Annotated in this window: 18 protein-coding genes; 7 read left to right on the forward strand and 11 right to left on the reverse strand. The window is 70.5% G+C overall.

The features are described 5' to 3' along the window. The first annotated feature begins 78 nt into the window (after positions 1-78). Together trhP and ACRYRV_RS15575 are read left to right on the forward strand one after the other, a co-directional pair. Positions 79-1500 (forward strand): prephenate-dependent tRNA uridine(34) hydroxylase TrhP, encoded by a 1422-nt coding sequence (gene trhP, locus ACRYRV_RS15570; protein WP_444984529.1) that lies wholly within the window; start codon positions 79-81, stop codon positions 1498-1500. A gap of 124 nt (positions 1501-1624) precedes the next feature. After that, positions 1625-2305: a TVP38/TMEM64 family protein gene (locus ACRYRV_RS15575; RefSeq protein ID WP_444984528.1), complete on the forward strand. Its 681-nt coding sequence runs from the start codon at positions 1625-1627 to the stop codon at positions 2303-2305. Between the two features lie 20 nt (positions 2306-2325). Here ACRYRV_RS15575 and ACRYRV_RS15580 read toward each other — a convergent pair whose 3' ends face one another. The 11 genes from ACRYRV_RS15580 to ACRYRV_RS15630 form a co-directional block, all read right to left on the reverse strand. Then, positions 2326-2562 carry a DUF2789 domain-containing protein gene (locus ACRYRV_RS15580; RefSeq protein WP_253443056.1) on the reverse strand — a complete coding sequence of 79 codons (237 nt, stop codon included), beginning with the start codon at positions 2560-2562 and terminating at the stop codon, positions 2326-2328. Positions 2563-2653: 91 nt separating this feature from the next. Further along, positions 2654-3712 carry an asparaginase gene (locus tag ACRYRV_RS15585; RefSeq protein ID WP_444984527.1) on the reverse strand — a complete coding sequence of 353 codons (1059 nt, stop codon included), beginning with the start codon at positions 3710-3712 and terminating at the stop codon, positions 2654-2656. 103 nt (positions 3713-3815) lie between these two features. After that, positions 3816-5024 carry an efflux RND transporter periplasmic adaptor subunit gene (locus tag ACRYRV_RS15590; RefSeq protein WP_444984526.1) on the reverse strand — a complete coding sequence of 403 codons (1209 nt, stop codon included), beginning with the start codon at positions 5022-5024 and terminating at the stop codon, positions 3816-3818. Positions 5025-5040: 16 nt separating this feature from the next. Continuing rightward, positions 5041-7404: an FtsX-like permease family protein gene (locus ACRYRV_RS15595; RefSeq protein ID WP_444984525.1), complete on the reverse strand. Its 2364-nt coding sequence runs from the start codon at positions 7402-7404 to the stop codon at positions 5041-5043. 7 nt (positions 7405-7411) lie between these two features. Further along, a complete protein-coding gene (locus ACRYRV_RS15600; RefSeq protein ID WP_309637576.1) occupies positions 7412-8140 on the reverse strand; it encodes an ABC transporter ATP-binding protein in 729 nt (242 codons plus the stop codon). 70 nt (positions 8141-8210) lie between these two features. Further along, positions 8211-9368 (reverse strand): MFS transporter, encoded by a 1158-nt coding sequence (locus tag ACRYRV_RS15605; protein WP_253452135.1) that lies wholly within the window; start codon positions 9366-9368, stop codon positions 8211-8213. Positions 9369-9461: 93 nt separating this feature from the next. Further along, positions 9462-10790: a DEAD/DEAH box helicase gene (locus tag ACRYRV_RS15610; RefSeq protein ID WP_253443051.1), complete on the reverse strand. Its 1329-nt coding sequence runs from the start codon at positions 10788-10790 to the stop codon at positions 9462-9464. A 151-nt stretch (positions 10791-10941) separates the two neighbouring features. Further along, positions 10942-11460, reverse strand: a complete 519-nt coding sequence (locus tag ACRYRV_RS15615; protein WP_444984524.1) for a helix-hairpin-helix domain-containing protein — start codon at positions 11458-11460, stop codon at positions 10942-10944. A gap of 82 nt (positions 11461-11542) precedes the next feature. Further along, complete coding sequence (locus ACRYRV_RS15620; RefSeq protein WP_253443048.1) at positions 11543-12130, reverse strand: PqiC family protein; 588 nt, start codon at positions 12128-12130, stop codon at positions 11543-11545. Continuing rightward, positions 12127-13821 carry an intermembrane transport protein PqiB gene (gene pqiB / locus ACRYRV_RS15625; protein ID WP_253443047.1) on the reverse strand — a complete coding sequence of 565 codons (1695 nt, stop codon included), beginning with the start codon at positions 13819-13821 and terminating at the stop codon, positions 12127-12129. The genes ACRYRV_RS15620 and pqiB overlap by 4 nt, the downstream gene beginning before the upstream one ends. Further along, complete coding sequence (locus tag ACRYRV_RS15630; RefSeq protein WP_253452132.1) at positions 13818-15173, reverse strand: paraquat-inducible protein A; 1356 nt, start codon at positions 15171-15173, stop codon at positions 13818-13820. Before ACRYRV_RS15630 ends, pqiB begins: the two co-directional genes overlap by 4 nt. Positions 15174-15367: 194 nt before the next feature. On the opposite strand from ACRYRV_RS15630, the gene ACRYRV_RS15635 reads away from it, so the two are divergent. From ACRYRV_RS15635 to cydC, 5 genes are all read left to right on the forward strand, one after another. Further along, positions 15368-16348, forward strand: a complete 981-nt coding sequence (locus ACRYRV_RS15635) for a calcium/sodium antiporter (RefSeq protein ID WP_444984523.1) — start codon at positions 15368-15370, stop codon at positions 16346-16348. Positions 16349-16646: 298 nt separating this feature from the next. Continuing rightward, entirely contained in the window at positions 16647-18059 is a 1413-nt protein-coding gene (locus tag ACRYRV_RS15640; RefSeq protein ID WP_299312475.1) for a cytochrome ubiquinol oxidase subunit I, read from the forward strand. 3 nt (positions 18060-18062) lie between these two features. Further along, positions 18063-19064 carry a cytochrome d ubiquinol oxidase subunit II gene (gene cydB, locus ACRYRV_RS15645; RefSeq protein WP_253443040.1) on the forward strand — a complete coding sequence of 334 codons (1002 nt, stop codon included), beginning with the start codon at positions 18063-18065 and terminating at the stop codon, positions 19062-19064. A 3-nt stretch (positions 19065-19067) separates the two neighbouring features. Continuing rightward, entirely contained in the window at positions 19068-20762 is a 1695-nt protein-coding gene (cydD, locus tag ACRYRV_RS15650) for a thiol reductant ABC exporter subunit CydD (protein ID WP_444984522.1), read from the forward strand. After that, on the forward strand, positions 20746-22467 hold the full coding sequence (gene cydC, locus ACRYRV_RS15655; protein ID WP_444984520.1) for a thiol reductant ABC exporter subunit CydC: 1722 nt from the start codon (positions 20746-20748) through the stop codon (positions 22465-22467). Before cydD ends, cydC begins: the two co-directional genes overlap by 17 nt. Positions 22468-22539: the final 72 nt, after the last annotated feature.

Here is a 22539-nt window from a genome sequence, read left to right on the forward strand (position 1 = left end):
GCTCGTTGCTGCTATACTATGCGCCCCTCAATTTCCAGCGCCCCCGTGGCGCCATCGTCCTGACAACGGTGACTCCCTATGCAAGCCCCCGAACTGCTCTCCCCGGCGGGAACGTTCAAGAACATGCGCTACGCCTTCGCCTATGGCGCCGACGCCGTCTATGCCGGCCAGCCCCGCTACTCCCTGCGGGTGCGCAACAACGACTTCAAGATCGACAACCTGCACAGGGGCATCGCCTATGCCCACGAGCGGGGCAAGCAGTTCTACGTGGCCTCCAACATCGCGCCCCATAACAGCAAGCTGAAGACCTATTTGCGCGACATGGCGCCGGTGATCGAGGCCGGCCCGGATGCGCTGATCATGTCCGACCCGGGCCTGATCATGATGATCCGCGAGCGCTGGCCCGACCAGGTGATCCACCTCTCGGTGCAGTCCAACGTGGTCAACTGGGCGGCGGCGAAGTTCTGGCAGCAGCAGGGCATCAGCCGCATCATCCTGTCGCGGGAGCTCTCTCTTGAGGAGATCGCCGAGATCCGCGCCGAGTGCCCGGACCTCGAGATCGAGACCTTCGTCCACGGGGCGCTCTGCATCGCCTACTCCGGGCGCTGCCTGCTCTCCGGCTACTTCAACCACCGGGACCCCAACCAGGGCACCTGCACCAACGCCTGCCGCTGGCAGTACAACACCGTGGCGGCGGCCCATGACGAGACCGGCGACCTGGTGCCGGCCAACTCCGCCGCGGCCCATGCGGGCAGCGGCGTCTGGACGCCGGGCCAGGGCGGCGGGCTGATCGCCTCCGGCGGCGGCAGCACCCGCTTTGAGAGCACCGCCACCGCCGGCGGGGTGGAGGGGCAGGACGAGCTCTCGGCCCTGATCGAGGACGCGACCCGGCCCGGCGAGCTGATGCCGATCTTCGAGGACGAGCACGGCACCTACATCATGAACTCCAAGGACCTGCGCGCCGTTCAGCACGTGCCGCGGCTCGCCCAGATGGGCGTCACCTCCCTGAAGATCGAGGGGCGCACCAAGTCTCACTACTATGTGGCCCGCACTGCCCAGGTCTACCGCCGCGCCATCGACGACGCCGTGGCCGGTCGCCCCTTCGACATGCGCCTGATGGACGAGCTCGACAATCTGGCCAACCGCGGCTACACGGAGGGCTTCTACCGGCGCCATGTCCACGACGAGTACCAGAACTACGAGCGCGGCAACTCGGTGGGCGTTCATCAGCAGTTCGTGGGCGAGGTGATCGGCTACGATCCGGACCGCGGCGTGCTGGAGGTGGACGTCAAGAACCGCTTCGAGGTGGGGGACGGCATGGAGCTGATGCTGCCCGGCGGTAACCGCCGTTTCGTGCTCGAGCAGATCGAGAACCGGCGCGGGGAGTCCGTTGGGGTGGCGCCGGGGTCCGGCCACGTGGTACTGATCCCGGTGCCCGGCGAGGCCATCGCACCGGAGCGCATCGAGTTCGCGCTGCTGATGCGCGACCTCCAGGGCTGATGACCGCCGCCGGGGCCGGCAGCATCGCGCTCCGCTCCCGCCATCGGGCCGGCGTCGTCTTTGCTGGCGCCTGCCGGCCCCGCCGTGGCAACATGATCGTCATTTGGCCCCGAGTAACGAATCGATGTTCAACGATAGTTCACTGCGCTGGCCCTGGCGGGTAGCGGCAGTGGGGGGCGTCGTGCTGATGGCGCTCTACCTCTGGATCTGGCACTCCCCCGACCTGGCCGAGCTGCAGCGCTGGGCGGACGAGGCCTCCCACCATCCGGTGGTGATCGTCTCCGTGATCCTGGTGATGGCCGTGACCCTGGCCCTGGGGCTGCCCGGCAGCATCGGGCTCTGGCTGATCGCCCCCTTCTATACGCCGCTGGCGGCCACGCCCATGCTGATCGTGGGCAGCGTGCTGGGGGCCCTGGGCGCCTACTGGCTGTCGGCCCGGGTCGGCGATCGCTGGACCCCCAAGGGGTTGACCCGCAAGATCATGCGGCGGCTGGAGACCCGCAGCGACTTCCTGACCCAGTGCGCCCTGCGGGTGCTGCCGGGCTTTCCCCACTCGGTGGTGAACTACGCCGCGGGGCTGCTGCGCCTGCCGCTCGGGACCTTCCTGGCGGCGGCGATCATTGGCCTGGGGGTGAAGTGGGCGGTCTATGCCAGCGCCATCTATGGGGCGCTGGAGGCGGTGGAGAAGGAGGAGGCGCTGAGCATCGGCGTGGTGCTACCGCTGCTGGCGCTGACGGTGCTGCTGCTGGTGGGCGCCTGGGTACGGCGCCGGCTGGAGGCCAACGGCCAGGCTGCCAACGGCTAGCCTGGCCGCTCGCTCGCTATCTATGCCTTGCGCAGCGAGGCGTTCAGGTGGTCGACCACCTCAGCCCAGTCGGCGTCCTCCTCGATGGCTTCGCGTAGGAAGTCGGCCTGGCCCTCGTTCCAGCAGGAGGCGTCGGGCAGGGCGATCTCCTCGGGAATGGGGCCGTTGCGTTCGATGAAGCGCTTGATCGACTCGGGGTCCGAAGCGAGTCCCAGCTGCTCGAACAGTTCGGTGAAGGGGTGGTCGGGATGCTCCATGGCGGCTCTCCTTGCGTGGTGGGAATACCCCCACCATAGCGGCTTGCGCCTGGCGCTGCATGACCCCCGTCAACGCTTCCCCGGGAAGCCGTCAGCGCTCCCCGGCCAGCGGTGTCAGGAAGCGCCGCCGGCGCTCCTCATCGGGGAGCGGCTGGGCCAGCAGGTGCACCAGCTTGGCCAGTGCCGCTTCCGGCGTCATGGCATCCGCCGAGAGCACGCCGGCGGCCGCCAGCCCCTGGCCCGCCGCATAGTGGCCGATCTCGACGCCGCCGTGGGGGCACTGGCTAAGCGCCGCGAGCAGCTTGCCCTCGCCGCTGGCTCGGGCCAGCACGCCGATCAGCTCCCGGTTCGCGGGCACATTGCCGCCGCCCCACACCTCCAGCAGGGCCCCCTTGAGCCGCGGGTCGTCGAGCCAGGCGGCTAGCTGGCGGGCGGCGATGCCCGGCCACAGCACGATGCGTGCCACGCCGCCGTCGGCCAGCGGGGCGTAGTCCGGCAGCTCGAAGCGGGGAGCGCCGCGCTGCTGCTGCGCCAGGCCGCGTCCGGGATAGAGCACGGCGTCGCCATCGACCCGCTCGCCCAGCAGCGGATAGTTGGGGCTGGCGAAGGCGTCGGCGCGGCGGGTCTGCCACTTGCGCGCCCGCACGCCGCGCAGCAGCCTGCCGCCGAAGGCGATCGCCACCTCCTGCAGGGCGGGGTTGGCGGCGAAGGCCAGGGCCAGGGCCAGGTTGTCGGCGGCGTCGCTGCCGGGGGCCTCCAGGGGCTGCATGGCGCCGGTGAGGACCACCGGGCGGTCCAGTCCCTGGAGCTGGTAGGCGAGGCTCGCTGCCGTCCAGGCCAGGGTGTCGGTGCCGTGGAGCACCACGATGCCGGCGTGCTCCCGGAAGCGTGCGGCGATCTCGCCGGCCAGCCGCTGCCACTCACGGGGGGTGGCGGCGCTGGAGTCGATGGGGTCGCCGAGGGAGAGCACCTCATACGCGGGCAGCGCGGCGTGGTGTGCCGGTGGCAGGGCCGCCAGGGCCCGCGCCAGGCGCGCCTCGATATCGCCCCCCGGCACCAGCCCTGAGGGGCTCTCCACCATGCCGAGGGTGCCCCCGGCATAGATCACCAGCAGCGGGAGCGAGGAGGTGAGGGCAGTGTCCTGGGTCATGGGGGCTCCGAGGGAATCGAGGGGCCGGTAGGGGCGATAGCGGTGTCGGCAAGGGGGCCGTCGAAGAGGGCATGATAAGGGGCGCCGGCGGCGCCTGCCAGGCTCACCCCTCGGTGCGCACCCGCACGCCGTCGGCCACCCGCTCTCCCGGGTGAGTGATCACGACGTCGCCCACCCCGAGGCCGTCGAGCAGCTCGGAGACCAGGCCGCTGCGCCGCCCCGGCGTGACCGGCACGCGCACCGCGCGCCCCTCCTCGACCCGAAAGACCGCCCACTCCCCCTCGGCGCGGAACAGCGCGCTGGTGGGCAGCTGCAGCACCTCATCGGCCTGCCAGACCAGGAACTCGGCGTCGACCCGAAAGCCGTTGCCCAGCCCCAGGGCCGCGGGCTCCTGCCCCTCCTCGAAGTCGATGATCACCGGCACTCGCTGCTCGTCGACCCCCAGCGCCGAGACCCGGGTGAAGCCGCTGGGCTCGATGCGTCGAACCCGCCCCGCCAGCACCTCATCGCCGCCCCAGCCGGTCAGATGCACCGCCATGCCCGGGCGCACCCGCACCGCATCCATGGAGAGCAGATCCACCTGAACTTCCAGGGCCTGAAGGCTCCCGAGCTCGAGGATCGGCTCCCCGGCCGCCACGCTGCCCTCGCAGCAGCGGTAGCGGGTCAGCACCGTCCCGGCGATGGGGGCGCGGATGGTCAGCGCCGGGTGCTCCAGTGCGTCCCGCTGGCCACTGGCCACCGCCAGCACCGCTCGGGCGCTCTCCACCTCGAAGCGGGCCGCCTCGACGCCGGCCGCCGCCGCGCTCTCCAGGGCGCGCAGGCGGTCGCGCTGGCTGCGATGCTGCTCCAGCTCCGTGGTGGAGACCAGGTTGCGCTGGTGGAGCTGGCGATAGCGCTCGTACTCCGACTCGGCGAAGCGTCGCTCGGCTTGTGTCGTCTCCAGGTTGGCCCGGGCGGCCCGGAGGCGCGCCTCGGCGGCCTGCAGGGTGTCCTCGGCCTGCTGGCGCGCGCGGGGGTCCAGGGCCGGTGCCGGGCTCGGCTCCAGGCGGAACAGCGCCTGGCCCTGCTCCACCTCGTCGCCCACCTCCAGGGCGACCCGCTGCAGGTAGCCGGCCACGGGGACCGAGACGTTCCAGGTATCGCGCAGCCGGGTGCGCCCCTCCTCGATCACCGAGTCGACGAAGGGCCCGGTGGCGACGCGGGCCACGCTGACCGGCACCGGGGCAGGGCGCAGCGCCCAGGCGAGCAGGGCCAGCAGCGCCAGGCCGGCGAGGCTCCAGAACAGGCGTCGATGCCAGGGTCGCAGGGTCATGGGCGGTCTCCTTTGGTCACTCCACGGCCTTGAGCACGCGGATCTTGTCCAGGCGCCCCAGTCGGATCACCACCATCACGCTCACCAGGAGCGAGGCGGCCAGGACGCCGCTGGCGGCGAAGGCGAAGGCCTGGGGCGTGAACACCAGGGGGATGCGGAAGAGATCGCTGCTGAAGGCCTGGTTGAGCAGCCGGCTGAACAGGAGGCCGATGGCCCAGCCCGGCGGGATGGCCGCCAGGGTCAGCAGGGCGATCTCGCCGAGCAGTATCCGCGCCACCTCGGCCCGGGTATAGCCCAGTACCTGCAGGGTGGCGAGCTCCCGGGCGCGCTCGGCGAAGGCGATGCGGGCATTGTTGTAGACCACGCCGAAGCCGATGGAGGTGGCGATGGCCACGAAGATCAGGGCGGCGATCAGGAGGGTCTCGTCCAGGTAGTCGCGGATGCCCCGCTCGGCCTCGTCGAGCCTCCCGATGGCGGCCACCGCCGGCATCTCCCAGAGGGCGGCGTTGAGAGCCTCCCGCCGGGCCGGGTCGACCAGCAGCCAGGCGCCGCTGATGGCGCTCCCTTCGCCCATCACCCGATTGAGCTGGGTGCGGGTCAGGTAGGCGCCGACCCCCAGGGGTTCGTCCACCAGGGCGGCCAGGGGCAGCGTCAGCTGCCGCCGCTGCCCCTCCATGACGGCGACATGCAGCTCGTCTCCGACCTTCGCCCCCAGCTGGTCGGCCAGGTAGCGGGTCAGCAGCACACCCTCCTCGGGGAGCCGCTGGGCGCGCCCGTCGCCGTCCAGCACCTGGCGCAGCCGGGGCTCGGCCTCCATGCCCAGCAGGGAGGTGCGCGCCTCCCGGTGGCCATGGCTCAGGGTCACCGGCACCCGGCGCCAGGTCTCCACGGCCAGCACCCCGGGAAGGTGGCGCAGCTCGCCGGCGGCCCGGGCCGGGGTGGCGTCCACGAAGGTGAGCTCCATGTCCATGCGCAGCACCTGGCGATACTGCTGGTCGATCATCGTCTCCACCGCATCGAGCTGGTAGGCGCCCACCATCAGCAGCCCCGCCGAGAGGGCGATGCCGGCGATGGAGAAGCCGGCCTTGGCGGGATGGCGGCCCAGGTTGCGCAGGATGATGCGTCCCTCCTGACCGAGCAGGGCGGCGGGCAGCGCCCGTTCCAGGGCGCTGCGCCGGAAGCGCTGCGGGGCGGGTGGGCGCATCGCCTCGGCGGGCGGGCGGCTCACGGCGCGCCATACCGCTCGCCAGGTACCGATCAGGGCCGAAGCGGCCACGATGGCCAGGGAGAGCGCCAGCGCCGAGGCGGGCACCCTGACCGGCATGTCGGGGAAGCGAAAATAGTCGCGGTAGAGGGTCGCCAGTCCGCTGGCGGCCCAGGCGCCCAGCGCGACGCCCAGGGCCCAGCCCAGCAGCACGATGGCGGCGGTGAGCAGGCCGTAGTGGCGGGCCAGCTCCCCATCGCCATAGCCGAAGGCCTTGAGCACGGCGACCTGCTCCCGCTGGGTCTGGATCAGCCGCCCCATCACCACGCTGAGCAGGAAGGCCGAGACCGAGAGGAAGATCGCCGGCAGCACCGTGGCCTGGATGCGCTGCTGGTTGAGCTCCTCCTCCAGGAAGCGGTGGGAGGTCTGCTCCTCCCGGGTCCAGGCACCGGTGCCCCCATAGCGGGCCAGCGCCAGGTCCAGGGCGTCGATCACCGCCTCGACGCTGGCGCCTGCCTGGAGGGTGAGGCTGAGCCGGTTGAAGGCGCCCTCCATGCCGTAGGCGCTGGCCAGGCTGCGCTGGTTCATCCAGAGCACGGCGTAGCGGCGGTAGTCGGGCATCAGGTCGGTGGGAGCCACCTGGTAGAGGAACTCGGGGCTCGATGCCACGCCGGCGATCCTGAGCGCCACCCGGCGGCCGTCGATGATCGCCTCCAGGCCGTCGCCGGGAGTCAGGCCGTGGGCCTCGGCGAAGGCGTCGGAGACCACCACTTGGTCGTCCCGGCCTGGCTCGGGCAGGCTGCCGGCCACCAGGTGCAGGCGGTTGAGGGTCGGCTGGCGGCCGTCGGCAATCGACTGGGCCAGCCCGCGGATGGGGTCGTCGAAGCCGGGTAGCGAGAGGCGCAGCGCCGCCTGCACCTGGGGGGCGACCAGGTTGACTCCCTCGATCTCCTGCACGCGGCCCGCGACCCCGAGAGGCGCGCGCTTGACGTCGGCGAACACCTCGGCGAAGTGGTGGCTGGCGTAGAAGCGGTCCCGGGCGCCGGAGAGTGCCTCCAGGGTGGTGACCGAGAGGATCAGGGTCATGACCCCGCCGGCGATCACCACGGCGATGGCCAGGGCCTGACCCTTGAGGCGCCAGAGGTCGCGGAGGAGCTTGCGGTCGAGGGTCAGCATGGGAGACTCACCAGCGCAGCTCCCGGGCCGGGCGCCGCTCGGCGTTGTGCCGGATGTCGTCCACCCGGCCGTCGCGCAGGCGGATCACCCGGTCGGCCATGTCGCCGATCACCTCGTTGTGGGTGATGATCGCCACCGTGGTGCCGGTGTCGCGGTTGACCTGCTCGAGCACCTCCAGCACCCGGATGCCGGTGCGAAAGTCCAGGGCGCCGGTGGGCTCGTCGCAGAGCAGCAGCTCCGGGCGCTTGGCCACCGCACGGGCGATGGCCACGCGCTGCTGCTCGCCGCCGGAGAGCTGGGAGGGGAAGTGGTCGAGGCGCTCCCCCAGGCCCACCAGGGCCAGGGCCTCCTCGGGGGCCATGGGCGTCCGGGCGATCTCGGTGACCACGGCGACGTTCTCCCGGGCGGTGAGGCTCGAGATGAGGTTGTAGAACTGGAAGACGAAGCCGACGTGATGGCGGCGAAAACGGGTCAGTGCCCGCTGGCTGGCGCCGCTCAGGGTATGGGCCTGGCCCTCGCGGTCGACGTAGCTCAGTTCGCCCTCGGTGGGGCTGTCGAGGCCGCCGAGGATGTTGAGCAGAGTGGACTTGCCGGAGCCGGAGGCGCCCAGCATGACCACGAGCTCGCCGCGCTTGAGGGTCAGGTCGACCCCGCGCAGCGCCTGGATGGTGACCTCGCCCATGCGGTAGCGGCGGGTCAGGCCGCGCGCCACCAGGGCGTCAGGGACGGTGTTCATGGCCACAGTCTAGCGCCGGTGCTCCGCCCCGGCACGGATGCGGAGCAGGGAGCACGGGGCAGCAGGCCCGTCAGCGAGTGATCAGGCGGCCGGCGTCGTCGACCTCCAGACGGCGGTTGCGTCCGGCGAAGAGGGCGAAGAGGCCGGCCAGGGCGCAGATCGTCATCAGCGCGCCGGTGATGGTGCCGAGCCCCAGGCCCAGCTGCAGCATCACGCCGACCCCCAGGGGGCCCAGGGCGGCCAGGGTGTAGCCACCCCCCTGGGCGAGCCCCGAGAGCTTGCCGGCCAGCCGCGAGTTGCCCGAGCGCAGCACGATCAGCGTCAGCGCCAGGCTGAAGCCGCCCCCCTGGCCGAGGCCCAGCAGCACGATGCCCAGCCAGCGCAGGTAGGCGGGGCCCACCAGCAGCAGCCAGAACCCGGCGGCGATCAGCGTCAGCACCGTGAGCAGGGCGGGGCGCTGGTCACGCCCCAGGCGCGCCAGCCAGGGAGCGGCCAGGGCCGCCGGCAGCTGCACCATCACCGAGGCGCCCATCATCCAGCCCGCCTCCGCCTCGCCGTAGCCCCTGGCCACCAGCAGGGTGGGAAGCCAGCCGAAGACGATATAGGCCAGCGACGACTGCAGCCCCATGAAGAGCATCACCTGCCAGGCCAGGGGCTGGCCCAGCACGGCACGCATGGAGCCGCCGCCACCGGGCAGCATGGTCTCGTCCCGGCGCGGGGCCAGCGCAAGCCAGGCTGCCAGCGCCAGGAAGGCGAGCGCCGCCCAGCTGGCCAGGCCCAGGTGCCAGCCGTCCAGCCACTCGCTCAGCGGAATGGAGAGCCCGGCCCCCAGGGCGCCACCCAGGCAGAGCGCCATGGTGTAGACGCCGGTCATCAGGTCGGCGCCGGCGGGCAGCTCGCGCTTGACCAGCGCCGGCAACAGGGTGCCGGCGACGCCGATGGCGGCACCCACCATCAGGGTGCCCAGGAACAGCGTCGGCACCGTCGGTAGCCCGCGCAGGGCGAGGCCGCCGGCCAGCAGCCCAAGGCCCGCGGCCAGGGCGCGCTCCGGCCCCAGGCGCCTGGCGAGCCAGGGCGCCATGGGGGCGAAGAGCCCGAGGCAGAGCACGGGAAGGGTGGTAAGCGCTCCTATTGAGAGCGCCGAGAGGCCGGTATCCTGCTGGATGCGGGTGAGCACCGGCGCCAGGCTGGAGAGGGCGGGGCGCAGGTTGAGCCCCACCAGCACCATCAGGCCGATGAAGATGGCAAGGGTGCGCCTCTCGTGCGTCGCGGCCGTTGCTTCCCTGTTCACCGCCGTTTCCTCCCTGTGTTCAGCTGTCCGTTATGCCTGTTGGCGTCCGCCGCCACTGTTGCCACCGCCGCGCCGGCGACGCCGCGCCTGGCCTCGCTCATCATCGCGTCGCTGGCCGCTGCCCTGACCGCGGGTCTGGGCGCCATTGCCTCTGCCTTGACCGCCACGTCCACCGCCGCCGCCACGGCGGTTGCGGCCGTTCTCGATGGGTTCGGGCTTGGCGTTGGGGTCGGGTTCGAAGCCGGGCTCGATGCGCTTCTCCAGGTCGCGCTTGATCAGTCGCTCGATACCCTTGAGCAGGCCGTGCTCGTCCACGCAGACCAGCGATACCGCCTGCCCCTCGCTGCCGGCGCGACCGGTGCGGCCGATGCGGTGCACATAGTCCTCGGCCACGTTGGGCAGCTCGAAGTTGACCACGTGGGGCAGCTCGCTGATGTCCAGGCCGCGGGCGGCGATATCGGTGGCCACCAGCACCTGCAGGTCGCCGCTCTTGAAGGCGGCCAGCGCCTTGGTGCGCGCCGACTGGCTCTTGTTGCCATGGATCGCCATGGCCGGAATCTCCTGCTTGGAGAGCTGCTCGGCCAGGCGGTTGGCACCGTGCTTGGTGCGGGTGAAGACCAGCACCTGATGCCAGTCGTTCTCGGTGATCAGGTGGGCGAGCAGCTCGCGCTTCTTCTCGCGGTCCACCCGGTAGATCGCCTGGTCGACGAGCTCGGCGGTGGTGTTGCGACGCGCCACCTCGATCATCGCCGGACGATCCAGCAGCTTGTTGGCCAGGGCCTGGATCTCGTCGGAGAAGGTCGCCGAGAAGAGCAGGTTCTGACGCTTCGGGGGAAGCACTTTCAGGATCTTCTTGATGTCGTGGATGAAGCCCATGTCGAGCATGCGGTCGGCTTCATCGAGCACCAGGATCTCCACCTGGGAGAGGTCCACGTGCTTCTGCTGCTGGAGGTCCAGCAGGCGACCCGGGGTGGCGACGAGGACGTCGAGCCCGGGGCGGATGGCGTCCACCTGGGGCTGCTGGCCCACGCCGCCGAAGATCACGTGGCTCTTCAGGGTCAGGTGGCGGCCGTAGTCGGCCACGCTCTCGCCCACCTGGGCGGCCAGCTCGCGGGTCGGGGTCAGCACCAGGGCGCGGATCTGGCGCTTGCCGGGGCGCTTGCCGTCGGCCAGGCGCTGCAGCATCGGCAGGGTGAAGCCCGCGGTCTTGCCGGTGCCGGTCTGGGCGCTGGCCAGCAGGTCGCCGCCGTTGAGCACGGCGGGAATGGCCTGGCGCTGGATCGGGGTCGGGGTGGTGTAGCCCTGGGCCTCAACGGCACGCAGCAGTTCGGCACGCAGGCCGAGTTCGGAAAAGGTCATGCGGTCTCCGCAGAAACGCCGCGGCCACGCCACGCTCTGCGCGTGGCCAGTCCCGGGCCGGGGCGAAGGAAATTCGGGGGTAAGGAGCGGCAGGAGGGACTCGATGGTTGCCGCGTGGGAGCATTATGCCAGATCGGCGCGCCGGGCGCAGCTACTTCGCCTTCGCCTCGGCCGCGAGACTCTCGCGCAGGCGGGCCAGGGTGGCGCCGCCGAGGCCGGTGACCTCGTCGAGGGCGTCGGGGCCCAGCGCCCTGAGCTGCTCGAGGTCGGCGATGCCGTGGGCGAACAGGCGCCGTGCCGTCACCGGGCCGATGCCGTCCAGCTCGGTCAGGGAGCGGGCGTGGCGGTTGAGGAAGGCCTCGTGAGCGTCTTCGTCCAGGTCGTCGCAGGCGCCATCCTGATAGAGCTGGCAGGCCAGCCGGTCGGCGCCGCGGCGAATGGCCGGCAGCATCGGCAGCGCGACCAGGTCATGCCGGCTGGCCAGGCTGGCGAGCTCCGCCAGCGCCTGGTCAGCGATCTCGAGCTCGGCGAGGGCCTCCCGGTCGTGGGTATCCGTGGCCATCACCCTCAGCAGGGCCCGGCGGGCGCGCCGGGCCGGCTCACGATACTCCAGGGCGATGGCGTGGCGAAGTTCGCGCTCGGCGAGCTCCCGGGTCGGGTCGTCGTGCATGGTGTCGTCCCTGTAGGTAAGGAGAGGCCCCTGGGGGCCTGAGATGACCATAGTCCAGCCCCGGCCGTTCTGCCTGTTGCGCTCAGCGCGCCTGGCGTATCGCCTCGGCGAGCTCATCGGCGGTGCGGTCCCAGCCGCGGCCCAGGGCGCGCACCAGGGCCGGGTAGCCGTCGTCGTCCAGTTCGGCCTCGATGGCGAGCCGTTCCATGGCCAGCAGGCGACCGGTGCCGTCGCGCAGCTGCCACTGGCCGCCGATCACGGCGACGCCGTCATGGCGTCCCTGGAAGCGGTCGATCTCCAGGCGCAGCGACAGCGCCTCCGGCTCGCGCACGCCGGCCTCGTCCAGCAGCACCCGGGTGTCGGGCAGGCGCTCGCCGAGGCGAAGCCGCAGGCCGCGCTCCAGCTGGCGCCCCAGGGCCTCGGCCCACTGGTGGCCGCGGGCCTCCACCAGGGTGATGTCGTCCACCTGCATCACCAGCCCCTCCACGTCCAGGTAGTGGGCCAGGCGGGGCGGGCGCAGCAGCAGCTGCCGTTCGGCCTCGGCCCCGGCCGCGCTGGCGCCGGCCACCTCGGGCAGGGTGTAGCGGGACGGCGCCGGGCTCGAGCTGGCGCAGCCGGCCACCAGCACCACCATGGCCGCCAGGGCGGCCAGCCTCCATTGCCTGGTCATCGTGGGTCTCCTTGATTGCGGCGGGGCGCCCGGGGCACAGGGTCTTCGGTCTGCAGGCTGTCGAAGAGCAGGGCGCGGGGGTTGTCGGAGAGGGTGCGTGCCACCGGCTGGATATCGCGCATCAGCCGCTCCAGTCGCTCCACGGCGCCTGTCAGCTCCTGATAGGCGGTCGAGCCGGGAGAGAGTCCCTGCAGGGTCTCGCGCAGCTCCAGCAGAGTGGCATTGAGGTTGGTCGGTACCTCCCGAGTGCCGGGGTCCTGCAGCAGGGTGGTGAGCGAGGATGACAGCTCGCGCACCTCGCCGAGCATCGCCTCCGAGGCGGCCAGGTTGCGATCGAGCCCCGCCAGCAGCGGTTCGATCTCGAGCTCGTTGAGTTTGGCCAGCAGGTCGGTGACCTGGGCCTCGATCAGCGCGAAGCCGCCGGAGGTGGTCGGGAAGACCGCCTTGTCGGCGAAGCGCTCCGCCGTCCAGGTGTCGGCCAGGTCGCGGTGGAAGTTGAGGTCCACGAAGAGCGCGCCGGTCAGCAGGTTGCCGCTCTTCAGGCTGGCGCGCAGGCCGAACCCGAACAGGCGGTCGAAGCGCTCCCGCCACTCCTCGAGGTTCACGTCCTGGTTCTCGATCCCCAGGCGCTGGGGCTCGATGCGAACCAGTACCGGGATCGAGAAGCCCGAGCGCCCCTCGGGCTGGGGCGCGCTGAAGTTCCAGGGCACGGCGGCCACGGTGCCGACCCGCACCCCGCGGAACTCCACCGGCGCACCCCGGGAGAGGCCGCGCACGGAGTCGTCCACCAGCAGCACGTATTCCAGGTAGCGGTTGAAGGTGCCCTGGCGGGCGCTGTCCTCGTCGGGGTAGAGGTTGAAGGTCACGTCAGGTTCGACGCGGCTGCCCAGGGGCAGGTCCTCGGGAACGCCGAAGGTGACGCCGCCGCCCAGCAGCGCCTCGAAGGACTCCACGTTGACCCGGAAGCCCTCGGAGTCCAGGCGCAGGTCGATGCCGCTGGCCGACCAGAAGCGGGTGCTGTCGGTGACCAGGATATCGTAGGGGGCCTCGATAAAGACCCGATGCTGCATGCGGCGGCTCTGGGGGTCAAAGGTAGCATCCTCCACGCGGCCCACCGTATAGCCCTGGTAGGTGACGGGGTCGCCGATGCGCAGCGAGTTGCCCAGCTGGCTGACCAGGTTGACGCGCAGGCCGGCGGCGCCCGCCGGGGCCACCGGGGGGTTGTCGCTGACCTGGAACTCGCGGCTGGCCGCCTCGCTGCTGCCGGGCTCCAGCTGGATGAAGGCACCGGAGAGCACGGTGCCGAGGCCGCTGATGCCCTCCCGGCCCACCCTGGGCTTGACCACCCAGAAGCGGCTGTCCTCCACCAGCATGGGCTCGGTATCCGGGCTCATCCGTGCGGTGATGACGGCGGTGCCCAGGTCGTCGGAGAGCTGCACCCGTTCGACGCGCCCCACCTGGACGTTGCGGGTCTTGATCAGGGTGCTGCCGGCCTCGATGCCCTCGGCATTGGCCATCACCAGGGTCACCTGGGGGCCGCGGCTGCGGTAGTTGTCGTAGACCAGCCAGGCCCCGATCAGGATCGCCACGATGGGCACGATCCAGATCGGTGAGAAACGCGCCTGGGGGGAGGGCCTGGCGCGGTGCAGGTCGCGTTCGGGCGGCGCCTCGTCGCGGGGAGCATCGCTCATCCTGGAGTTCCTTGTGGGTGGTTTCCTGGGGTGTCTCGGGAGGCGTCCCGGCGCGGCAGCGGGGTGTCCCAGATCAGCCGCGGGTCGAAGGTCATGGCGGCCAGCATGGTGATCACCACCACGGCCCCGAAGGCCAGGGCGGCGGGCCCCGGGGTGATCGACATCAGCGAGCCGGCGCGGATCAGGGCCACCAGGATCGCCACCACGAAGACATCGATCATCGACCAGCGGCCGATGAACTCGGTGACCCGGTAGAGTCGCGTCCGGCTGGTGGCATTGAGTTCGCTGCTGCGGTTGACCACCAGGCAGAGCCAGGCCAGGGCGCCCAGCTTGCCCACCGGCACGATCACGCTGGCCACGAAGATCACCGCGGCCACCGGCCAGGAGCCCATCTGGATCAGCTCCACCACCCCGCCGATGATGGTGGAGGGGCTGGTATGGCCCAGGCTGGTGGTGGTCATGATCGGATAGACGTTGGCGGGAATGTACATGATGGCGGCGGCGGCAAGCAGGGCCCAGGTACGCTGCAGGCTGTGGGGCAGTCGCGAACGCAGCCGGTCGCCGCAGCGCCGGCAGCGGCCCCGTCCGGCGCCGTCAAGCCGGTTGATCAGCCCGCAGGTGGTGCAGCCGGCGAGCCCCTGAGGGGCGGCGGTGTCGCCGGTACGGGTGCCCTCCGGGGCCCGGGGTTCGCCGGCCAGGGAGAACCACATCCAGTCGGCGTCGATGGACTGGGTGGTGAACAGCAGCAGCAGGGCGAAGGCGCAGAAGGCCCAGAAGGAGACGCCCAGCTCGATCTGCGCCATGCCGGCAATCTTGATCAGGCTGACCAGGGCGCCAATGATGAAGACGTCGGCCATCATCCAGGGATTGAGCTGGGCCAGGGAGCGGGCAATGGCGCGGCTGGCGGGCAGCGGGTCATCGCGCAGCAGGCCCAGCTGCAGCCAGATGACGCCGAGCAGATAGACCGCCGGCAGTACGATGATGGTGAGGATCACGGCGCCGGCCACCACCGGCTGGTGGAAGCCGATCAGGGTGGTGGCGGTCTGGGAGAGCTCGATGCGATTCCCCACGCCTCCCACGCTGAAGCTGATAAAGGGAAAGGAGAGCGCCACGGCCAGGGCAATCAGCGCCGAGAGCGCCAGCGCCATGCTGCGCTGGGCCGGGCGCTGATGGCGCTTGACCAGGGTGTGTCCGCAGCGGGGGCAGTCGGCCTTCTCGCCGCCGCGCAGCGGGGGCAGGGCGACGACCCAGTCACACTCCTGGCAGGCGCGCAGGCGCCGCCGCGCCCGGGATTCCGGGGGCGTGAGGTCGACTCGCGGTACCTCGCGGGGGAGCGAAGGAAGGTGCTCCATGAACGGGAAGCGGCGCTGGGCCAAGGGGGCACTCTCTCCTGCTGGCGGTGGATTCCTGTGGGCCGTCTTTTCCGGGGCAGCCGAGAGGCCTACACTCCCGGCCGAGTGCGTCGGCGCATGGGCGGAAGTGTGACACGTCGGCGACTGGCGCACCATAGACAAACATGCACAGATGAATGTTCCTGAGGCAACCCATGATGCTTCCTGCGGTAGCGGTGGTGGCAGGTCTGATCCTGCTGGTATGGAGCGCCGAGCGCTTCGTCGACGGTGCGGCGGCCACCTCGGCGCGGCTGGGGCTGTCGCCCCTGCTGATCGGCATGCTGGTGATCGGCTTTGGCACCTCGGCACCGGAGCTGGTGGTGTCGGCCCTGGCAGCGGGGCAGGGCAACCCCGCCCTGGCGCTGGGCAACGCCTACGGCTCCAATATCGCCAATATCGGCCTGATCCTTGGCCTGGTGGCGCTGATCTCGCCCCTGACGGTGCACTCCACGGTGGTGCGTCGGGAGTTGCCGATACTGGGCGGAGCGACCCTGCTCTCGGCGCTGCTGATGTGGGGAGGCCTGATCGGGCGACTGGAAGGGGCGCTGCTGCTGGTGCTGCTGGCGCTCTTCATCGGCACCAGCGTCTGGCGTGCCCGCCGTGACGGCGCCGATGCGCTGGGCACCGACACCGAGGAGAGTCTGGCGGTTTACCCCCTGTCGCTCAGGGCGGGCCTCGCCTGGACGGCGGTGGGGCTGGTGCTGCTGGTGGTGAGCTCGAGACTCCTGGTGTGGGGCGCCGTCGCCATCGCCCAGGGGCTCGGCGTCAGCGACCTGGTGATCGGCCTCACGGTGGTGGCAGTGGGGACCTCCCTGCCCGAACTCGCCTCCTCCATCAGCGCCCTGCGCCGTCGCGAGCACGACCTGGTACTGGGCAACGTGGTGGGCTCCAACCTCTTCAATACCCTAGGGGTGGTGGGGCTCGCTGCGGTGATTCACCCCATCCAGGTGGGCGCCGAGGTGCTGCTGCGCGACTGGAGCCTGATGGCCGCCATGACCCTGCTGCTGGCGCTCTTCGCCATGGGTTGGCGGGGCCGGCCGGGACGTATCAATCGCCTGGAAGGGGCGGTGCTGCTGGCGATGTTCATGGCCTATACCGCCTGGCTGGTGCGCCTGGTGCTGACCGCCGCCGCCTGAGGCGGCCTGCGACAATGAGACACGCTGATTTGGATCAACTTTTCGAGATCATGGCAGTCCTTAATAGTAAGCTAACGCTCAAGGTTGAATAAGCTTAGCAGTGCTGGTTCTATATGCGCTTCAAGCGCGGTGCCCAGGGCAGGGCCCCCAGGCTGCTAGTCTTACCTTGTCCCTGGTGTCCAGGTGGAATGCGTCACGGTGCGGCTTCGGCGGCGCCAGAGGTACAAGCAAGCACCCCAAGGTGCCTTCGCATCCCTTGAGACGACTCTGAGTCCATCGCTGTCATGAGGCTTGCGACATGGAACTGGATCCTCTCCTGCTATCACGATTGCAGTTTGCCTTCGTGGTCTCCTTCCACGCCATCTTTCCGGTGTTCACCATCGGGCTGGCATCCTACATAGCGCTACTCAACGGTCTTTTCTACAAGACCCAGAATCCCGCCTGGGACCGTCTGGCCCTGTTCTGGACCAAGATCTTCGCCGTGGTCTTCGGCATGGGGGTCGTGTCGGGCATCGTGATGTCCTTCCAGTTCGGGACCAACTGGAGCAACTTCTCCCAGGCCACAGCCAACTTCCTGGGCCCGGTGCTCAGCTACGAAGTGCTCACCGCCTTCTTCCTGGAAGCGGCCTTCCTCGGCGTGCTGCTGTTCGGTCGCGGCAAGGTGCCTCAGGGGGTGCATCTGTTCGCCGCCATCATGGTGGCCACCGGCACCTTCATCTCGTCATTCTGGATCCTCTCGGCCAACAGCTGGATGCAGACCCCGGCCGGTGTGGAGCTGGTAAACGGTAGCTTCATGATCACCTCCTGGTTCGAGGCGATCTTCAATCCCTCCTTCTGGTACCGCTTTACCCATATGGGCATGGCCTCCTTCCTGACCGGTGGCTTCGTGGTGGCCGGCGTCAGCGCCTGGTTCCTGCTGCGCGGCCGTGACGTGGAGGCCAACCGCAAGGCGCTCTCCATGTGTCTCTGGCTGCTGCTGGTACTCGCCCCGGCCCAGGCGGTGGTGGGTGACTTCCACGGTCTCAACACCCTGGAGCACCAGCCTACCAAGGTGGCGGCCATGGAGGGCAACTGGGAGACGCGCAGCCATGTGCCGCTGCTGCTCTTCGCGATTCCCGACCAGGAGGCCCAGACCAACCGCTTCGAGATCGGTATCCCGAGCCTCGCCAGCATCATTCTCAAGCATGATCCGGCAGGGGTCGTGCCGGGTATCAGCGAGGTGCCGCGCGATGAGCAGCCCCCGGTATGGATCGTTTTCTGGTCCTTCCGGGTCATGGTGGGCCTTGGCTTCCTGATGATCGGCGTGGCCATCGCCGGTGCCGTCCTGCGCAAGCGCGGTACCCTCTATACCAACCCGCTGTTTCTCAAGACCCTGGTGGGCATGATCGTCACGCCCTTCGTGGCGGTACTGGCCGGCTGGATCGTCACCGAGGTGGGGCGCGCGCCCTGGCTGGTCTACGGCCTGATGACCCAGGCGGAGTCCGTCACGCCCTCGCTGACCGGCGGCATGGCGCTCTTCACGCTGATCGGCTATGTGGCGGTCTATGCCGCGGTGTTCTGGGCGGGTATCTACTACCTCACCAAGGTGGTGCGTAACGGCATGCTCCCCGAGGAGGAGCGCGACGAGATCAAGGGTGAAACCGAGCGGCCTGCACGCCCTCTGTCCGCTGCCCATACCCCCTTCGATGATGCCGATTCGGCGAGGAGCTGACCCATGGAAATGTTTGATCTCACCTTGATCTGGGCGCTGATCATCGGCTTTGGCGTCATCATGTATGTGATCATGGACGGCTTCGACCTGGGCCTGGGGATCCTCTACCCCTTCGCCCCGGACGAGGAGTCCCGCGACGTCATGATGAACTCGGTCGCCCCGGTCTGGGACGGCAACGAGACCTGGCTGGTGCTGGGCGGGGCGGGCCTGCTCGGCGCCTTCCCCCTGGTCTACTCGGTGTTTCTGCCGGCGCTCTATATCGGGGTCTTCCTGATGCTGGCCGGGCTGATCTTCCGGGGCGTGGCCTTCGAGTTCCGCTTCAAGGCCCGCAAGAATCGCCGCTGGTGGAACCGCGCCTTCTGCTGGGGCTCGGCAGTGGCCGCCTTCGCCCAGGGCGCCGTGGTGGGCGCCTATATTCAGGGCTTCGCCGTGGAGGACTTCACCTACGTGGGTGGCGCCCTGGACTGGCTGACGCCGTTCACCGTCATGACCGGCCTCGGCCTGATGTGCGGCTATGCGCTGCTCGGCTCCACCTGGCTGATCATGAAGTCGGAAGGCCATGTGCAGGAGTGGGCCTATCGCATCACCCCGATCCTGCTGGCGGCGGTGCTGGCGGTCTTCATGGCCGTGAGCCTCTGGACGCCCTTCGTCAATCCCGACGTCTGGGCGCGCTGGTTCTCCAATATCCAGCTGATCTGGATCTTCCCGGCCCTGGCCCTGGCCTGTGCCTTCCTGGTGTATCGCAGCGTGCAGAAGCGCCGCGAGGGGCTGCCCTTCGTGGCGACCCTGGGGATCTTCATCTTCACCTACCTGGGGCTGATCGTCAGCAAGTGGCCGGTGATCGTGCCGCCCAACTACACCATCTGGGATGCGGCCTCCGCGCCGGAAGCTCAGCTCTTCCTGCTCATCGGTACGCTGTTCGTGATCCCCATCGTGATGACCTATACCGCCTGGACCTACTGGGTCTTCCGCGGCAAGGTCAAGGTGGGCGAGGGCTACCACTGAGCCATGGCCACTCCTGAGACCACCGGCGGCGGGCGCGATGCCCGCCGCTGGCTTGTCACCCTGGCGGCCCGCGAACGCCGTTCACTGGGCCTGGCGGTGGTCGCCGGCGTCGTGGCCACCCTGGCCACCATCGCACAGCTCGGCCTGCTGGCCTGGGTGGTCAGCGCCCTGCTGGTCGAGGGGGCGGCTCTGGGCGCGCTGCTGCCGGCACTCGGCGCCATGGCCCTGCTGCTGGCGGTGCGGGCCCTGGCCCTCTACGCCCAGGAGCGGCTCGGCCAGCGGGCCAGTCTGCGCATCCGCGCGGCGGTAAGGTCCGAGCTGTTCGATCAGCTGGCGCGGCTCGGTCCGGGCTGGCTCTCCGGGCGTCATTCGGCGAGCCTGGCCAGCCAGCTGGTGGAGCAGGTCGAGTCGCTGGACGGCTACTTCGCCCGCTTTCGCCCCCAGCTCATGCTATCGGTGATCGGCCCCGCGCTGATACTGGGGGTGGCGCTCTGGCTGGACTGGCTGGCCGCGCTATTCCTGCTGCTGGCAGCGCCGCTGATTCCGCTCTTCATGGCCCTGGTGGGCATGGGGGCGGAGCGCCTCAACCGCGACCAGTTCGAAGCGGTGGCCCGGCTCTCCGGCCACTTCATCGATCGGGTGCGCGCCATTACCACCCTGCAGCTCTTCGGCCATACCCGGGCCGCCACCCTGGAGGTGCACGCTGCCGCCGACGACTATCGGCGTCGCAGCATGCGCACCCTGCGGCTGGCCTTTCTCTCCTCGGCGGTGCTGGAGTTCTTCGCCTCGGTGGCCATCGCCGTGGTGGCCATCTACGTGGGCTTCGGGCTGCTGGGCTATATCACCTACGGCCCCTCTCCCGAGCTCACCCTGTTCAGCGGCCTGCTGGTGCTGCTGCTGGCGCCGGAGTTCTTCCAGCCGCTGCGCACCCTGGCCCAGCACTATCACGACCGTGCCGCGGCCCTGGGGGCCGCCGACGGCCTGATGGCGCTGCTCGCCGAGCGTCCCGATCCGGTGCGCCATGAGCGTCCCGAGGCGCCGGCAGACCCGGAGGTACTGGTCGAGCTGGCCGGGGCGGAAGTGACCCGGCCCGGGCGCGGCCAGGTGCTGGCTCCCTGTGACCTGCGCCTGGCGCGGGGCGAGGTGGTGGCGCTGATCGGCCCCTCGGGGTCCGGCAAGTCGACCCTGCTGCAGCTGCTGGCCGGCTTCGTCGGCCCCGGTGCCGGGGAGCGTCGCCTGGCGCCGGGGCTTGCCCTGGCCTGGATGGACCAGCGCCCGCTGCTGATCCAGGGCAGCCTGGCCGACAACCTGCGTCTGGCGGCGCCGGATGCTTCGGCCGAGGCTATGGCGCAGGCCCTGGAGCGGGCGGGGCTGGTAGAGCTGCTGGCACGCCTGCCTGCTGGGCTCGAGACGCCACTGGGCGAACGGGGGGCAGGCCTCTCCGGGGGGCAGGCCCAGCGCCTGGCCCTGGCCAGGATCTTTCTGGTCGAGGCGCCCCTGGTGCTGCTGGACGAGCCCACGGCCAGCCTCGATGCCGATACCGAGGCGGTGGTGATCAGTGCCCTGGAGGCCCTGGCCGCCCAGGGCCGTACCCTGGTGATCGCGACCCACCACCCGGCGCTGATCGCCATGGCAAGTCGCCGGCTGCGGTTCGACGCGGGCCGGCTCACGGAGGTGCACCATGACGCATCGCCCTGACACCCTGTTGAGAGAACTGCGACCCTGGCTTCGGCAGCTGGATCGGCGCCGCGGCCGCCTGCTGGCCGGCGCGGCGCTGATCGCCCTGACGCTGCTGTCGGCCATCGGCCTGCTGGCGCTCTCCGGCTGGTTCATCACCGCGACCGGGCTCACCGGGCTGCTGCTGGCCGCGGGCATCGCCGCCAGTCTGGATGTCTATGTGCCGGGCGGCGGCATCCGCTTCTTTGCGGTCAGTCGCACCGTGGCACGCTACCTGGAGCGGCTCTACAACCACGATACCGTGCTGCGCCTGCTGGCCGACCTGCGCGGGCGGCTCTTCGGCGTGCTGGCAAGCCTCGACGGCCAGGCCCTGGCCCGGCGCCGGGCCAGCGACTGGCTCAACCGACTTACCGCCGATATCGACACCCTGGATAGCCTCTATCTGCGGCTGCTGGCTCCCGCCGGCGTGGGCCTGCTGGCGATCCTCGGGCTCTCGGCCTTCCTGGCGCTCTTCTCACCCCGTGTGGGTCTGGCCGGCGGTGCGCTGCTCCTGCTGGGCTGGCTCTGGTTGACCCTGGGTCAGGCGCGCTTAGGGCTAGCCGAGAGCCGCGCCCAGGTGGGTGAGCTCGAGGCCCTGCGCGGGCGAACGGTCGAGGCGCTGCAGGGCATGGCCGAGCTCGAGGCCTACGGCAGCCTGGCCCGCCAGCGTCGCGAACTGCACGAGATCGAGGCGCGGCTCTATCGGGGTCAGCTTGCCCTGGGGGCCCTGGTGGCGCTGGGCAACGCCCTGGCTGGCCTGCTGGTGGGGCTCGCCATGGTGCTGGCCCTGTGGCTTGCCGCCGGCGCCTGGGAGGCCGGCCGGCTCTCCGGTCCCCTCATGGTGATGATGCCCATCGCCATGCTGGCCATGAGCGAGGCCCTGGCCGCGCTGCCGGCGGCCTTCACCTGGCTGGGGGCCACCCGGGGCGCCGCCGGACGCCTCAATGAGCTGGAGGCGAGGGCCGGTGCCCGCGCGGAGAAGATGCCCGTCGCGGCGCCGCCTGCAGGACCACTCGGCGCCGAGCTGGAGGCGGTGACCCTGCACTATGCCGGCGCCCTGACCCCGGCCCTGACGGATCTGACCCTGCGTCTCGCCCCCGGCGAGCGCCTGGCCCTCTGCGGGGCCTCCGGGGCGGGGAAGTCCAGCGTGGCGGGCCTGCTGCTGGGGCAGCTCGAGGCTCAGCGGGGCGCGGTGCGCCTGGGCGGCATGGCGCCGGCACAGTGGCCCGGGGACGGCCTGCGCCGCCGGGTGGCGGCCCTGACCCAGCGCGCCGACCTGCTCGATGACAGCCTTGCCGCCAACCTGCGCATTGCCCGCCCGGAGGCGGGGGAGGCCGAGCTCTGGGCAGCGCTGGCCTGGGTCGGGCTCGACGCCTGGGCGGAGTCGCTGCCCCGTGGCCTGCAGACCCGGGTGGGCGAGGGCGGTGGCCAGCTCTCCGGCGGCCAGGCCCGGCGCCTGGCGCTGGCGAGGCTCTACCTGCGCGACCCCGACCTGGTGATCCTGGACGAGCCCTTCGCCGGGCTCGATGCCGACACGGCCGCGGCGCTTGGGGCGCGCCTGGACGTTTGGCTGCAGGGGCGCAGCGTGCTCTATCTGGTGCACCAGCTGGATGGCGGCGCCTTCGACCCGCCGGGTATCGATCGGCGCGTGACGCTGGTCGAGGGGCGCCGTGAGCCGCGGGTTTAATCGCCGCGCTTTGCGCGATGGCGGGGTTTCGATCAGGATGGGGGAAAGCGCCCTCGACGAGAGAGACCCGCC

The sequence above is a fragment of the Halomonas mongoliensis genome (assembly GCF_052496345.1).

Bases quoted from the DNA above. Each gene is read 5' to 3' on its own strand.
- trhP (WP_444984529.1), top strand. From the start codon at position 79: ATGCAAGCCCCCGAACTGCTCTCCCCGGCGGGAACGTTCAAGAACATG.
- ACRYRV_RS15575 (WP_444984528.1), top strand. From the start codon at position 1,625: ATGTTCAACGATAGTTCACTGCGCTGGCCCTGGCGGGTAGCGGCAGTG.
- ACRYRV_RS15580 (WP_253443056.1), bottom strand. From the start codon at position 2,562: ATGGAGCATCCCGACCACCCCTTCACCGAACTGTTCGAGCAGCTGGGA.
- ACRYRV_RS15585 (WP_444984527.1), bottom strand. From the start codon at position 3,712: ATGACCCAGGACACTGCCCTCACCTCCTCGCTCCCGCTGCTGGTGATC.
- ACRYRV_RS15590 (WP_444984526.1), bottom strand. From the start codon at position 5,024: ATGACCCTGCGACCCTGGCATCGACGCCTGTTCTGGAGCCTCGCCGGC.
- ACRYRV_RS15595 (WP_444984525.1), bottom strand. From the start codon at position 7,404: ATGCTGACCCTCGACCGCAAGCTCCTCCGCGACCTCTGGCGCCTCAAG.
- ACRYRV_RS15600 (WP_309637576.1), bottom strand. From the start codon at position 8,140: ATGAACACCGTCCCTGACGCCCTGGTGGCGCGCGGCCTGACCCGCCGC.
- ACRYRV_RS15605 (WP_253452135.1), bottom strand. From the start codon at position 9,368: ATGGTGCTGGTGGGGCTCAACCTGCGCCCCGCCCTCTCCAGCCTGGCG.
- ACRYRV_RS15610 (WP_253443051.1), bottom strand. From the start codon at position 10,790: ATGACCTTTTCCGAACTCGGCCTGCGTGCCGAACTGCTGCGTGCCGTT.
- ACRYRV_RS15615 (WP_444984524.1), bottom strand. From the start codon at position 11,460: ATGCACGACGACCCGACCCGGGAGCTCGCCGAGCGCGAACTTCGCCAC.
- ACRYRV_RS15620 (WP_253443048.1), bottom strand. From the start codon at position 12,130: ATGACCAGGCAATGGAGGCTGGCCGCCCTGGCGGCCATGGTGGTGCTG.
- pqiB (WP_253443047.1), bottom strand. From the start codon at position 13,821: ATGAGCGATGCTCCCCGCGACGAGGCGCCGCCCGAACGCGACCTGCAC.
- ACRYRV_RS15630 (WP_253452132.1), bottom strand. From the start codon at position 15,173: ATGGAGCACCTTCCTTCGCTCCCCCGCGAGGTACCGCGAGTCGACCTC.
- ACRYRV_RS15635 (WP_444984523.1), top strand. From the start codon at position 15,368: ATGATGCTTCCTGCGGTAGCGGTGGTGGCAGGTCTGATCCTGCTGGTA.
- ACRYRV_RS15640 (WP_299312475.1), top strand. From the start codon at position 16,647: ATGGAACTGGATCCTCTCCTGCTATCACGATTGCAGTTTGCCTTCGTG.
- cydB (WP_253443040.1), top strand. From the start codon at position 18,063: ATGGAAATGTTTGATCTCACCTTGATCTGGGCGCTGATCATCGGCTTT.
- cydD (WP_444984522.1), top strand. From the start codon at position 19,068: ATGGCCACTCCTGAGACCACCGGCGGCGGGCGCGATGCCCGCCGCTGG.
- cydC (WP_444984520.1), top strand. From the start codon at position 20,746: ATGACGCATCGCCCTGACACCCTGTTGAGAGAACTGCGACCCTGGCTT.